General features: G+C 39.6%; 14 protein-coding genes and 2 pseudogenes. 15 read left to right on the top strand and 1 reads right to left on the bottom strand.

Annotated features, from left to right (window positions below; all coding sequences use genetic code 11):
• Positions 1–19 precede the first annotated feature (19 nt).
• The 10 genes and pseudogenes from AWH02_RS09440 (at position 20) to AWH02_RS09405 (ending at position 7,404) form a co-directional block, all read left to right on the top strand.
• Positions 20–448, top strand: a complete 429-nt coding sequence (locus tag AWH02_RS09440; RefSeq protein WP_060554291.1) for a hypothetical protein — start codon at positions 20–22, stop codon at positions 446–448.
• Positions 449–870: 422 nt separating this feature from the next.
• A complete protein-coding gene (locus tag AWH02_RS09435) occupies positions 871–1,629 on the top strand; it encodes a TraX family protein (RefSeq protein ID WP_060554290.1) in 759 nt (252 codons plus the stop codon).
• 115 nt (positions 1,630–1,744) lie between these two features.
• A complete protein-coding gene (locus tag AWH02_RS11270; RefSeq protein WP_263285454.1) occupies positions 1,745–1,873 on the top strand; it encodes a hypothetical protein in 129 nt (42 codons plus the stop codon).
• Between the two features lie 10 nt (positions 1,874–1,883).
• On the top strand, positions 1,884–2,663 hold the full coding sequence (locus tag AWH02_RS09430) for an ABC transporter ATP-binding protein (protein WP_060954927.1): 780 nt from the start codon (positions 1,884–1,886) through the stop codon (positions 2,661–2,663).
• Positions 2,644–4,126: pseudogene (locus AWH02_RS09425) on the top strand (FtsX-like permease family protein); the annotation flags it as partial. The gene AWH02_RS09430 and the pseudogene AWH02_RS09425, both read left to right, overlap by 20 nt.
• Positions 4,127–4,245: 119 nt before the next feature.
• Positions 4,246–4,635 (top strand): annotated as a pseudogene (locus tag AWH02_RS11335) (FtsX-like permease family protein); the annotation flags it as partial.
• A gap of 150 nt (positions 4,636–4,785) precedes the next feature.
• Positions 4,786–5,652: an ABC transporter ATP-binding protein gene (locus AWH02_RS09420; RefSeq protein WP_060554287.1), complete on the top strand. Its 867-nt coding sequence runs from the start codon at positions 4,786–4,788 to the stop codon at positions 5,650–5,652.
• Position 5,653: 1 nt separating this feature from the next.
• Positions 5,654–6,499 carry an ABC transporter permease gene (locus AWH02_RS09415; RefSeq protein WP_008809432.1) on the top strand — a complete coding sequence of 282 codons (846 nt, stop codon included), beginning with the start codon at positions 5,654–5,656 and terminating at the stop codon, positions 6,497–6,499.
• A 22-nt stretch (positions 6,500–6,521) separates the two neighbouring features.
• Positions 6,522–6,977 (top strand): LytTR family DNA-binding domain-containing protein, encoded by a 456-nt coding sequence (locus AWH02_RS09410; RefSeq protein ID WP_060554286.1) that lies wholly within the window; start codon positions 6,522–6,524, stop codon positions 6,975–6,977.
• Positions 6,978–6,987: 10 nt separating this feature from the next.
• Entirely contained in the window at positions 6,988–7,404 is a 417-nt protein-coding gene (locus AWH02_RS09405; protein ID WP_060554285.1) for a DUF3021 domain-containing protein, read from the top strand.
• 119 nt (positions 7,405–7,523) lie between these two features.
• Here AWH02_RS09405 and AWH02_RS09400 read toward each other — a convergent pair whose 3' ends face one another.
• Positions 7,524–8,474, bottom strand: a complete 951-nt coding sequence (locus tag AWH02_RS09400) for a hypothetical protein (RefSeq protein ID WP_060554284.1) — start codon at positions 8,472–8,474, stop codon at positions 7,524–7,526.
• Positions 8,475–8,622: 148 nt separating this feature from the next.
• On the opposite strand from AWH02_RS09400, the gene AWH02_RS09395 reads away from it, so the two are divergent.
• The 5 genes from AWH02_RS09395 to AWH02_RS09375 form a co-directional block, all read left to right on the top strand.
• Complete coding sequence (locus AWH02_RS09395) at positions 8,623–9,189, top strand: TetR/AcrR family transcriptional regulator (protein WP_060554283.1); 567 nt, start codon at positions 8,623–8,625, stop codon at positions 9,187–9,189.
• Positions 9,190–9,383: 194 nt separating this feature from the next.
• Complete coding sequence (locus AWH02_RS09390) at positions 9,384–9,722, top strand: hypothetical protein (RefSeq protein WP_060554282.1); 339 nt, start codon at positions 9,384–9,386, stop codon at positions 9,720–9,722.
• A gap of 8 nt (positions 9,723–9,730) precedes the next feature.
• Positions 9,731–10,087 (top strand): class Ib ribonucleoside-diphosphate reductase assembly flavoprotein NrdI, encoded by a 357-nt coding sequence (locus AWH02_RS09385; protein ID WP_185952632.1) that lies wholly within the window; start codon positions 9,731–9,733, stop codon positions 10,085–10,087.
• 404 nt (positions 10,088–10,491) lie between these two features.
• Positions 10,492–11,232, top strand: coding sequence for a class I SAM-dependent methyltransferase (locus AWH02_RS09380; protein WP_060554281.1), 741 nt, complete (start codon positions 10,492–10,494; stop codon positions 11,230–11,232).
• A 330-nt stretch (positions 11,233–11,562) separates the two neighbouring features.
• The coding region (locus AWH02_RS09375) for a SpaA isopeptide-forming pilin-related protein (protein ID WP_236708904.1) at positions 11,563–13,103 on the top strand (1,541 nt) is incomplete at its 3' end.

Raw genomic sequence — 13,103 nt, 5'->3', positions numbered from 1 at the left:
GTAAAGAAAGTTGATTTATATGACAACAGAAATGCAGCAATACAAAAATTGTACGATATTAAAAAACAATAATGATTATGAGATTCTGTGGAGTAGAGGGAAAGAAGTGCTTAACTTTCCCATTAGCCGAAAATTAGCAGAACGTGTTTCAAAATCAGAAAAAGATTCTTTAGAAGTAATGTTTTATTGTGAACATCATCGTTGGCCAAAGAAAGATGAGTTAGAAGATTATAATCAATCGGATACGATTGTACATAGAGGTAATGGATTTATTGTATATGAGACAGACGGATATTACGAAATTAGCTTCTTTAAAGAAATTGGCGGAGCCATGAGTCCAGAAGTCCGCTATCCTATTACTAAAGAACTGATGGATAAAGCATTTGAATCTTCTAGGGGAGCATACGAAGTCATGATTTATGCTGAAACAGGGCACTGGCCTTTATAGTAAAGTGGATTACATCATAAGAACAGCCCCAAAATAGGGAATGACTAATCAGTAGATATTTGGTAAAAGACAAAGGAGATAAGACAGAAGGAAATTAAATTTTATAAAGTAAATGATGCTTATGGGTTTATGTCTAATTTTGCTCCCTATCCTTTTTCGTATGGAGGCAAGGTATAGCCTATTACAGATACTTAGAAAGTAGCAGGAGCCGATCTAGCTTATTAAAAAAGAGAGCGAGGAATACGGTCTGTCAAGTCCAAGGCACACATTCTTTCGAGAAAGCAGAAATTTTCCTCCACATCATAACTTTCACCTAACCTTACAAATTTGTAAGGTTTTTCTTTTGAATTGAAAGGTTATGTTATGGCAGGTTTTCTTTAATTTTTATAAGATAAGACTATAAAAGAAAAAGGAGAAGGAAAATGAAAAAAGGGAATGGCCTCAATGGCTTTCAAATAAAACTAATCATGGCACTTTTAATGGTTTTGGATCACGTTGATAAGATTCCTGGCTTACTACCAGCTGGATGGGATGGTATCTTTCATGCAGTGACCCGCTGTGTAGGAGTCTGGTTCGCCTTTGCAGCAGTAGAGGGTTTTATTCACACGCGCAACCGCATTATATATAATCTTCGTCTCTTTTTCTGGGCGGGGCTCATGTTCTTTGGAAATGTAATTTTAAATTTTCTTTTACAGTCAAAAGAAATACACAACTCCAATAATATCTTTTTAACACTAGCTTGTGGTGTTTTGAGTTTGGGGATTTTCTTTGGATTTTCTAAAGAGAAACTTGAACTTAATGGGCGCGACAAATGGATCTGTTATGGCTTAGGAGCAGTAGTCTTTCTAGTAGCTGCTTTCTTGACAGAAGGTGGCATGGTCATGATTCCGTTTATGCTTATTACTTACGGGTATCGAAAGAACGAAGCTCTGCGCAATCTGCTCTACCTTGCTCTAGCTGTTCTGCTGTTTGTCATGAGTATCGAAGTTTATCCAAGCTTGTCAGAAACCCTTTCGATGATGCTCTACAATTCAGACTGGCTCTTTATCACTGTATTACCTTTTCTTTATCTCTACAATGGCGAGCGCGGTAATACCAGTAAGTGGAGCAAATATTTCTTCTACATTTTCTATCCAGCCCATCTGTGGCTGATTGCTTTGATAGCCTTTTGGGTAAAATAGGGCTCATTCTATCTTACAAAAGTGTAAGATTCCTTTCTGGATTGTAAGGTTAGGTTATGGAAAGCCGAGTGCAAATTCGGTAGAATAAGATCATCAAAAGAAAGAAGTGTTCAGAATGAAAGTATTTAAAATAAGTCATAAGAAAGACAGATCTTCCATTCGTCCAAGTCAAAAAGAAATTGAATGGACGAAATTCGGATGCCAGGCCAATCAGGTAGCTCAAGAAATGTACTTAGGATTTTAAAGGAGAAGTTATGAGTTTATTAGATGTACAACACGTAAAAAAGATTTACAAGACCCGTTTTCAGGGTAATCAAGTAGAAGCTCTGAAAGATATTCACTTTACAGTGGATGAGGGCGACTATGTGGCCATCATGGGAGAGTCTGGCTCAGGTAAGTCAACACTCCTCAATATTTTAGCCATGCTGGACAAGCCCACAGAAGGGCAAGTCTTTCTGAATGGGACTGATACAGCGACTATCAAAAATAGCCAAGCATCTAGCTTCCGCAGAGAAAAGCTAGGCTTTGTCTTTCAGGACTTTAACCTGCTGGATACCTTGTCGGTAAAGGATAATATCCTCTTGCCTTTAGTGCTTTCTCGACGTCCCGTCACCGAGATGATGCAAAAATTGGTCAACACTTGTACTGAATTAGGAATTAACAAGCTGCAAGAGAAGTTTCCTTATGAGATTTCCGGTGGTCAGAAGCAGCGGGTTGCAGTGGCGCGTGCCATCATCACTGAGCCAGAGATTTTATTAGCGGATGAGCCAACAGGGGCACTGGATTCCAAGTCATCGGCTGCGCTTTTGGATGTTTTTGACGATATTAATGATCGGGGTCAGACTATTCTCATGGTGACCCACTCGACATCAGCAGCTAGCCGAGCCAAGCGGGTGCTCTTTATCAAGGACGGTATTCTTTACAATCAGATCTTTCGAGGTGACAAGACGGAACGTCAGATGTTCCAGGAGATTTCTGATACCTTAACCGTTATGGCAAGCGAGGTGGGTGATTATGTTCAAACTAACCAGTAAACTAGCTCTTTCAAATCTTGTTAAGAACCGCAGTCTTTATTATCCCTTTGTTCTATCCACGATTGTAGCAACAGCGATACTCTATAGTTTTATTTCCTTGACTTATAGTAGTAATATGGAGACAACTTATGGTGGGACAGCGGCTCGTATGACCCTGCAGTTTGGGATTTGGGTTATTCAAATTGCGGTATTGATTCTTGTGACTTATGCCAATAGTTTTGTCATGAAAAATCGCTCCAAAGAGCTGGGGATTTATAGTATACTTGGTATGGAAAAAAGGCACCTACTCACTATGACGTTCATAGAGCTGTGTCTTTTATATACTGGGGTTGTCGGACTAGGAATTATCTGTGGTATGCTACTAGATAAGCTCCTTTATGCCCTGCTCTTGAAGTTTATGGGGATGCCTGTTGTGCTAGCCTCAACCTTCCAATGGTCTAACATTTGGTTGACTTTAGTCAGTCTGGGCTTAGCTTTTGTTATCATTCTTTTTCTTAATTCAATGAGACTTTTGCGCTATAGCTCGCTCCACCTTATGCGAGAAAAGAAAGCAGGAGAAAAGAAAGGGAAATTCTTAGGTTTGCAGACCCTTTTGGGAGTCATTCTCATGGGAGTTGCTTATTATATAGCCTTGACAGTTACAAAGCCTGTTGCAGCAATTGCCAATTTCTTTCTTGCGGTCCTCATGGTTGTTGTAGCAACCTATTTGCTCTTTAATGCTGGATCGATTACATTTTTAAATTTTCTAAGAAAACGTAAAAGTTACTATTACAAGCCTCAGAACTTTATTTCAGTATCTAACTTGATTTCTCGGATGCGTAAAAATGCTGCAGGTCTGGCTACGATTTCCATCCTTTCAACCATGCTTCTGGTGACCTTGGTAGGAACAATTAATATCTATGTTGGCGGCAAAGACTATATTGATACTCTCTATCCAAAAGACTATAATGTCACAGTATCCTTGCCAGATACAGTAGATAGAAATGAACTTCTACTAGAAAAAGTGAAGCAAATCGCTCAAGAGACTGGACTGAAAAATCCGACTTACTCTGACTATCTCTATCAAACATCAATGCTTTCTAAGATATCAGGTAATGAAGTAACCGTTGGAGATCGTAACTTTATGCAAGCACCTCAATCTTTCAGCAAGGCGGTAGGTAGCTTTATGCTTGTAAGCCGTCGGGACTATGAAAAGATGACAGGAGAAACATTGAACTTAGCTGATGGTGAAACACTTATCTATGGTAGAAACTTATCACTAGATAAAAATCAACCTTTACGTATCAATGGCAAGGATTGGAAAATCAAGCAAATTTCCTCACAAGATTTTACTCATGGACACTTACCCAACGGGCATATGATGGTTGGGGGTGCTATGTTAAACATGGTTGTTAATGATATAAATGAGGTAGGTTTGGACGCTTTGCATGAATATTATATTGGTATCTCTAGTAACACGAAGAGCAACCAGGAGTTTTCTGATAAAGTACAAAAAGCAGTAACAGAAGAAATGGACCGTCTGCAAGTTGGTGGTTATGCAGTAAGCTTTGATAGAGAAGTGGCAGAGCAAAATCAAAAACAGGTGACAGGTACCTTACTCTTTATAGGTCTGTTTCTCTCAGTCATTTTCTTGTTGGGGGCTGTTTTGGTGATTTACTACAAGCAGATTTCTGAGGGCTATGAAGATCGTGATGGCTTTGTCATCTTGCAAAAGGTTGGTCTTGATGAGAAGCAAACCAAGCGCACTATACGTAAGCAAATCGTAACAGTGTTCTTCTTGCCACTTATTTTTGCTTTCTGCCATGTTGCAGCTGCTTTTCATATGCTTAGTTTGATTGTGGCGCTTTTAGGTGTGACTAATACGCCCTTATTAATTCAGACAACGATTATCACCTGTAGCGTCTTTTTACTAGCTTATATTTTAGTGTTCTTATTAACTTCACGTAGCTATCGAAAGATTGTTACACGCTAGTCTATTATCCCTGACCTCTGGTCAGGGCTTTTTTGATGTCTAGATTTTTACCTCTTGTCTCCCTCATTTTACCGCTTGTCCAAAAAGCTGAGATTTTTCAAAAAAGACTTGCTATTATAGTCTCAGAAGTTAAGGACAGGAGAAAATATCATGTTAGTAGAAACAAAAAATCTTAGCAAGCTTTATGGCGATAAGGTGGCAGTTAATGGCCTCGATATTCAGATTGAGAGAGGCAGTTTTACAGCTATTCTAGGACCTAATGGAGCAGGCAAGTCTACGACTATCCAGATGCTGATAGGTCTCTTGAAGCCGTCGTCTGGGCAGATTTGCTATGCTGAAAAAATTAGGTTGGGTGTGGTTTTCCAAAACAGTGTGTTGGACGCTCGACTGACAGTTTTGGAAAATCTGACTATCAGAGCCAAGCAGTACAAGGAGATGCCTGCAGGTAGAATCGAACGCTTGGTCTCTCAGCTTGGTCTCTCAGCCTTTGTCAAGCAACCGTACGGGACACTTTCTGGTGGTCAAAAGCGTCGGGTGGACATTGCACGAGCCTTGCTCAATAGTCCCGACCTGCTTTTCCTAGATGAGCCTACAACGGGGCTGGACATTCAGACTCGGGAGAGTATCTGGAGCCTGCTCAAGCAAATTCAGAAAGAAGAGAAGATGACCATTGTCTTGACAACCCACTATCTTAATGAAGCAGACGATGCGGATAAGATTTATATCGTAGATCATGGTCAGGTTATTGCTCAAGGCTCTGCAGACCAGATTAAGGGAAACTACGCCCGCAATATCTTACGGATTTTGAGTCAAGATGTAGTAGGTTTAGAGAAAAGTTTGCCAAGAGACTGCGCGTGGGAGCAAATCAAGGAAGGGGAATTTATCCTCCACCCTAAAACGACTCAAGAAGCACTGACCTTATTGGCTCAGACAGGTCCCTATATTGAACAATTTGAATTCCAACCCGGAACCATGGACGATGCTTTTATGGCACTGACAGGAAGAGAGGTACGCTAATATGCTCGCTTTGATTAAACGCAATTTTTTACTTTATTTTCGCAACCGCAGTGGGGTAATTTTGTCCCTCTTTGGAGCCATTATTCCCTTTGTGCTTTATATCGTTTTTTTGAAAAGTAATTCTGGAGGCTATTCCAGCCAGCTGATGGACTTGTGGCTGATTGGTGGTGTGTTGGCAGTTACAGCATTAACAACCACATTGGCAGCTTTCTCACGGCAGGTCGAAGACCGGGAGCGGATGGTAACAGACGATCTTTTTATCACGGACTTAGGACCGTGGGGCTTGCAGCTTAGTTATCTTATCAGCTCTATTATAATCGGCTTTTTGATGCAGGTCATTATGTTTACCTTTATGCTCAGCTATTTTATGCAGGCGGATAAAATTTCTTTTGAATGGGGAAATCTTTCTTACCTGGTGCTTCTGATGATCTTGAACAGCCTCTTGGCCACACTGATAAATGCTCTGATTGTTCAACGCTTCAAATCAGTGGATAGTCTAGGTAAATTAGCGACAGTAGTCGGAGCGACCTCTGGTTTTCTAGTGGGAACCTATATCCCTATTGGAAACTTGCCGAACATGGCACAAAACCTGATGAAGCTTACGCCTTCTAACTACATGGCATCTCTTTTCAGACAGCTTCTCATGAAGGAAAGTCTAGCAGACACTTTTGCCAATAACAGCCAGTCACGAGTAGCTTTTGAAAAAACAATGGGAATTCGCATTGAATGGCAGGAGCTCTTGACAAGGACAGAAACTTTCTATATAGTTGGAATAGTTTTAGTTGCAATAGCGCTTATTTGGATAGTGCAAAATATGATTGTCATCCGCCGGCTGAAACTACAATAGAATGTGAATAGGGAGCTTCCTCTTGCAAGCAAAATTTGAAACAGATCCGACCGTTTCTTCCAAGGATCCGCTGGTTGTGGTCAAGGCAGACCAGCTAGCGGCAGAAGCCAAGGCCATCTTAGATTATTTAGAGCAGTACAAGGCTGGGCCAAGTGGCGTCCTGCCTATCAAGTCGGATGATAAACTGGTCATGCTGAAGACTGAAGATATTATCCTAGCAGACATCAACCAGACAACTCTGATGATTTACAGCAGAGAAGGCATCTACCAGACAACAGAGACCTTGACTCGTTTTCAGCAGCGGATTAACAGCTCGAACTTTATCCAGGTTTCCCGGCATGCTGTCATCAATATTGACCATTTGGAGTCTTTGTCTGACAGCTTTTCTGGCAATATGACGGCCAAGCTGACCAATCAAATCAAGACTGAAGTCAGCCGTCGCTATGTCAAGTTCTTGATGGAATATCTGGGAATCTAGGAGGTAAGTGATGAGTATAAAAAAATGTCTACACGCTTTATTAATGGGCATCCAGACAGGGAGTGCAGTCTATCTGATTGTCCTTGCTTTCTCTATTCAAAAACATCCGCCCACAACTAGTAATATCATCAGTGTCATGGTGATGAGCGGTTTGATTGGGATTGTCAGTTCAATTTTAAAAACTCTTGAAGACCGATTCTCTTTTTTAGTCTCGATTTTACTGCATTTTGTCGCTGTCGCAGTCTTAGCATGCTGTTTCATGGTCTACAATAACTGGGGATTTTTAATTTTCAACTGGCATTTTTGGCTAGATTTTATTCTGATTTATCTCTTTGTATGGCTCTTTCTTTACTTGGATACAAATCTTAAGACCAAGAAGATTAACAGCGCCTTGGCCAAGCGCAGAAGGGAAAAAGAAGGCAAGTAATCTACTGAAAAATGTTCTGACAAGCATATCATAAAAAATGGAGCTGGGATTGTATCCTGCTCCTGTTTTTATATCTAAAAAACTCAAGCTAGATTTTCTAGCTTGAGTTTTATGTGATATTATATCCCCAATCTGATATGAGGGAAGTAATTGTAGAGATAGTCAAAAGTAGACCGAAGTTGAATATCTGTCGTTTTGCCAATATTTCGAATAGGCATCTGATATTTCTTGTTATTTGATCGAACAGCTATCAGAGTAGAATTTCTGTTGGATGCAAAGCCTCGATGCATGGTGAAAATATGGTGATAGAGGTGGATAACCTGTTTGAGGTCAACAGTTCTTACACCACGATAATAAGTGATCAGGTGATCTTTATAGATGATGATTTTCAATTCTTCGTCATGGAAGGAAGCTTGTTCTAGTAAGAGATTAAGATTTCCTTGGACTTCTGGATAAATTGAGTAAATTTCATTATAAGCTTGAACATTCTTTCTGCGGTTGAAAAGTCCAGTTCCGACAAAAAAGACAGATAAACCGACTAGGAAAAGGACGTAAAAGACGAATTTGGAATTATCAGAGTCAAACTCAGAAAGAGAGATATAAGAGCTGGTTGCAATTTTGCCTGAGATATCCCCAGCTTCATTTCTTAGACTATGCATCAAGCTAGCATAGTTGGAAATATATGATTGATCCTTCTTTTGGACACCTGTATTTATGTAAGTACCGACAAGTCGTGCAGGATTTTTCTTTAGCTCTCCTTTATTTGCTTGCTCAACTAGCTTGGCGATTTGCTTGTCACCTTTTTTTGCTTGAATGCCAACATATCCATCCTTATATTGAACCAGCCAAACCTCAGTTTTATCATTTACTGGGAAAATAGGTTCTGGAGAGATATCATAAACTTCAGTATAAACTGTTTCAGAAGAAACTTTAGCGGTGTCTGCTGAGTAGGCAATTTTAGGATTAGCCTTTTGGTACTGGATAAAGGCCATGGCGCCAGCTATTCCAAGAAAAATTAGAGTAATAATTAGTAGGCCAATCATTCCCTGATTGCGTTTTTCTTTAAGCATTACTAAACCTCCAATAAAATTCGGTATAATAATTTGATATTCAAAGAATATCTAGACTGTAGTATAGCAAAATACTTGACTTTTGTAAAACAAGTGTTAAAATATGAATGAATAAAAAATAAAATTCATTCACAAAAGAGACAGGAAAATGGATAAAAAAAATGAGCTCCTGGCTGCAGCTAGAGAAGTCTTTGCAGAAAAAGGCTATAAGGCAGCTGGAATTTCTGATATTGCCAAGAGAAGCCAGATGGCTGTTGGAACCTTTTACAAATATTATGAGTCCAAGGAAGCTATCTTCTTGGAGGTTTATGTAGCTGAAAATAGCCGTATACGTGAGGAAACCATGAAACGCGTAGACTGGCAGGGCGAGCCCGAAGCAATTGTTGAACAGCTTTTTGCAGTCACTTTTGAGTTGATTTCGCCCAATAAAATTTTAGCCGAGTGGAACAAGCCAGGCATTTCTCAGATTCTGCACAATTACTATAATCAAGATTCCGGCCGAGCGTCCAATGCCTTTCATCAGTTTCTGATTCAGACTTTCAGCCAGCGCTTGCAGGAAGAGGGTTTTTCGGAGGAAAGAATTTCTGAGATCATGAAGGTTTATGACTTGATTTACTACATAGACATGCATGTCACAGAGCAGGAATTTTCAGGCTACTTCGATAGTCTTGAGACTTTAGTGAAATATTTTGTTAAGGGGATTTTTTCCAAATAGAGGAAATTCCTTTTCTTAGAAGTGACAATGAATGAATTTATAAAATTATTCATTCATAAACAAAGGAGGTGATGGATTATGCCCTGTGATTCGGAAATGGAAAGGAACGTAATTAGATAAAATACAATATTTTTTATCATGATATGAATGAATATCTGGAATTATTCATTCAAAAATAGAAAGTGAGGAAAAGAATGAATAAGCAAGGAGGATTTGCCATGAGTGGAATGCTTATTTTAGGTATCTGTCTGGTCGCGATTGGTCTTTTGACTATTGGCTATGGCGGTGTAACAGTTGGTTTTAGTTTAAGTATAGATTTTCAGTCATTTTTAGTCGGAGGTCTCATCGTTGTCCTAATTGGAGCAACTTTGATTCCGGGATTGCCAGTAGTTGCGAAGCTGACAGTGCTGGCTTTGGCAACGTTATCATTGCTGATGTACATTCACATGATGCCAGATTTGGAGTTTATGCTTATGCTCATCTCTGATGTTGTGGTTTTAGGCTTTGCGGCCTGGTTTGCTATCCTTTTTTAAGAAAGTAGGTGATGAAGATGATTGTAGTTTATGATTCAAATACTGGTATTGGAAAACGATTTGCAGAATCACTGGGCTATCCGACACAGAGCATCAAGGAGAAACTGGAAGAGCCTTGTATTCTCATTACTCGAAATGCTGGTGCTGGGAAAATTCCTTGGTCTACCAAACGCTTTATCAAGAAACATCCTGGGCTGATTAAAGGTTTTGTTAACAATGGCGACTCTGTTAAACACGGCCGGACCTTCTGTGGGGCGACTGCCTTGATTATCGAAAAATATGGTCTCCAGCATATCTGTGATATTGACCGAGGCGGTAGCTCAGAAGATGTCAAGACTGTACAGACATTTTTGGCGGAGTTCTAGTCTCATCAAGTTTCACCTAAATGGAGGACTCCTATGTTTAGGTTCAAGAAAATTGGGGCATCTGACTGGCTCTGATTTCCGTTCTTATCCTAAGAGATCGCGGACTTGCATAGAAATAGTACGACACCTCAGATAAGGAGGAAAGAAAATCTTCCAAACAAAAAGAACCAGGTAAGAAACAGGTTGATGCAACTTCAAGGCTGGAAGAACTCGGATCGATTGGACAAAAAGTGCTGAAAGCAGAAAAATTTAGACTCTTTTGTATAAAATTCGTTTCTTTTTCTGCAACTTGTTAAGAGATTTCTTCCGGTTGCTAATGCTGGGTAGCCACTTGCTGAAAATCTCTTTTTTTTGTTTCAGAATTCTCTATAATAATTGTCAAATAGAAAAAGGAGACAAGAAACATGATGGAAACAAAGATACAAGAGAAACTAAAGTCAGGCTTGGAGGTGGATGATTTTCAAAAAGATGGAGACATCTACCTGGCTCTGAATCCAGACTATATCTCAGGCGACAATGCTAAGTATATGACTATGTATAATCGCTTTGCTCGCTGGTATGATTTGAGTGAAAAATGGCTGGGTGGCCTTCTTTATGGAAAAGCAGTCGATAAGCTGAGAAGGGAGCTAATGGCTGAAATAGAATGGAAGGACCATTTGTCAGTTCTTTATGTCTCTATCGGGACTGGTCAAGACCTGCGCTACATCCCTAAGAATATTGATCTGAAAAGCTTAGACTTTTTCGGGGCAGATATTTCTATAGGCATGCTGAAAAAATGTCAGAAATCTTGCTCCAAGAAGACCAATCTGCAACTCTTTCATGCCTGTGCGGAAGATCTACCCTTTGCGGATAATAGTTTTGATATCGTTTATCATATTGGTGGAATCAATTTCTTTACCGATAAGGCCAAGGCCATGCAGGAAATGCTAAGGGTGGCCAAACCAGGGACTAAGATTTTGATTTCAGATGAGACGGCGGATTATGTGGACCAACAATATAAGAAAAACCACTTTAGCAAGGACTATTTTAAGGATGCTACTGTTGATCTTGGAGAAATTGAGGCGGCAGTTCCAGCGGGCGTCAAAGAGAAGGAGTTGAAATTCCTCTGGGATGGTAAATTCTACGCCTTGACTTTTAGAAAATAAATCATTTGAACCGGATATTATTCCGGTATTTTGTGGTATTTCAGACACAAAAAAGTAAGAAAAGATTGGATTTAGTAGCACCAGATTTAATTTGAAAGTTAATGTAATTATTTGTTCAATGCTAGCAAGTTAATGAAAATTGAATGAATATTAAAAAAAGACTGATTACGTATGGTCTTTTTATTGATAGTATGGTAGAATGAAGGCGTAATGTATCTATAAAAAATGTTTACTTTTTTGTAAAGGTAAACACTGATAAGATGGGGAAATCAGTTAGTATACAATTACATTGTACATTCAAAACTGAATATTATGAGAAAGGAAGATTGCATGAACAAAAGAATTAGAACTTGGCTTCACGTCATTATTCTTTGTTTGGGAGTGGTTTTGCCATCATTAACTCCTCTTGCCCAAGTGCAGGCAGCCGAATTTAATGATGTCATTACTGAGATGAGTCTCAAAAATTCTTCTGGAGGAGACTTAACACAAGGGATTGATATTTGGCAAGATTTCCGAGTTTACGCAAAGTTTGTATTGCCTGATAACCAAGTACATCAAGGAGATACGACGACAATCACCTTGCCGCCAGAGTATGCTTTTGCGAACTCTTCAGCCATTGAGCTTAAGGACGAGTCAGGTAATCTTGTTGCAAATGGTTTTTTGGATTCTGCAAACAAAACGATTACCTTAACATATACAAATTATGTTGAGCAAAAATCTGGTGTCCGTGGAGAATTTTTCTTCTATGCTCGGGTTGACCATGATGTAGTGAGTCAAGAAGGCGACTTGAATGCTGGATTTACAATAGGAACACGGACCTTAGTTCCAGGAACTGTTCATTATAATGGACCTCCTAAACAGTATGACTCTAAGATTGAAAAGAGTTCTTTCCAGTATAAGGATGACGAGAAAAATGTCATTCGTTACAATATTACTGTAAACCGTAATATGGCTAACTACAGTGATGTAACCATCAAAGATGCGTTCTCATCTCCAAATATTACCTTCTTACCAGATACTTTTCGTATTTATAAAGTAGATTGGCGTTGGAATAACGGAGATTGGAAATGGTCTAATGCTCAGGATATGACAGAAACATTTAAGAAACAAATGACTGTAAATCCGGGCGGAGATGGATTCACTTTACCTCTAGGAGATACTAATGGCTTTGGTTATATGATTGAATATAGGGCTAAAGCAAATTATGATTTAGTTGATGGCGAAAAAATTACGAACGTAGCCAAGATGAATTATAATGGTGGTCTGACTGAACAATCAACTAGCACTCGTACCTATCAGATTGCTGGTGGGGTGGCTGAAGGATATGTATTCTCTATTAAGATCCATAAGGTAAATGAGGCAGGTGAAAATCTTCAAGGTGCTGAATTTGAAGTGGTTCGTGACAGTACTGGAGCAGTAGTTGGCAAGTTGACAACAGATGCTGATGGTAATGCGAGCGTAGGAGAGTTGTTGAGAGACAACTATACCATCCGGGAAGTGACAGCGCCAGAAGGATATGACAAATCAACTGAGGAAATCAAGATTGGTTCACAAGATTTCGGAACTGATAAATCGGTATCTCGTGATATTGTCAACAAGAAGACACCAACTGAAAAAGCGATTACTTTCAGTAAAGTAAACCTTGGTGGTACAGAAATCGCGGGAGCTCAGATCAAGATCTACAAGGGCGACAAGGCAGAAGGTCAAGCAGTAGAAAGCTGGACTTCAGAAGCTGGTAAGTCTAAAGAATTGAACTTGGCACCAGGCACTTACACCTTCCATGAGGAAGCAGCACCAACAGGTTACCTCAAAGTGACTGATATCACTTTCCAAGTCAAAACAGACGGCACAGTGGAAGTGACCAATGTTGG

Source organism: Streptococcus gordonii, from assembly GCF_001553855.1.
In the GTDB taxonomy this organism is placed as follows: domain Bacteria; phylum Bacillota; class Bacilli; order Lactobacillales; family Streptococcaceae; genus Streptococcus; species Streptococcus gordonii.
Note: the sequence above shows the minus strand (reverse complement) of the source record. Positions and strands in the feature narration are given on the sequence as shown.

What these genes read in the sequence shown, in the direction of transcription:
- AWH02_RS09435 (WP_060554290.1), top strand. Translation starts at nt 871, where the DNA reads ATGAAAAAAGGGAATGGCCTCAATGGCTTTCAAATAAAACTAATCATG.
- AWH02_RS09420 (WP_060554287.1), top strand. Translation starts at nt 4,786, where the DNA reads ATGTTAGTAGAAACAAAAAATCTTAGCAAGCTTTATGGCGATAAGGTG.
- AWH02_RS09415 (WP_008809432.1), top strand. Translation starts at nt 5,654, where the DNA reads ATGCTCGCTTTGATTAAACGCAATTTTTTACTTTATTTTCGCAACCGC.
- AWH02_RS09390 (WP_060554282.1), top strand. Translation starts at nt 9,384, where the DNA reads ATGAATAAGCAAGGAGGATTTGCCATGAGTGGAATGCTTATTTTAGGT.
- AWH02_RS09400 (WP_060554284.1), bottom strand. Translation starts at nt 8,474, where the DNA reads ATGCTTAAAGAAAAACGCAATCAGGGAATGATTGGCCTACTAATTATT.
- AWH02_RS09405 (WP_060554285.1), top strand. Translation starts at nt 6,988, where the DNA reads ATGAGTATAAAAAAATGTCTACACGCTTTATTAATGGGCATCCAGACA.
- AWH02_RS09440 (WP_060554291.1), top strand. Translation starts at nt 20, where the DNA reads ATGACAACAGAAATGCAGCAATACAAAAATTGTACGATATTAAAAAAC.
- AWH02_RS11270 (WP_263285454.1), top strand. Translation starts at nt 1,745, where the DNA reads ATGAAAGTATTTAAAATAAGTCATAAGAAAGACAGATCTTCCATTCGT.
- AWH02_RS09395 (WP_060554283.1), top strand. Translation starts at nt 8,623, where the DNA reads ATGGATAAAAAAAATGAGCTCCTGGCTGCAGCTAGAGAAGTCTTTGCA.
- AWH02_RS09430 (WP_060954927.1), top strand. Translation starts at nt 1,884, where the DNA reads ATGAGTTTATTAGATGTACAACACGTAAAAAAGATTTACAAGACCCGT.
- AWH02_RS09380 (WP_060554281.1), top strand. Translation starts at nt 10,492, where the DNA reads ATGATGGAAACAAAGATACAAGAGAAACTAAAGTCAGGCTTGGAGGTG.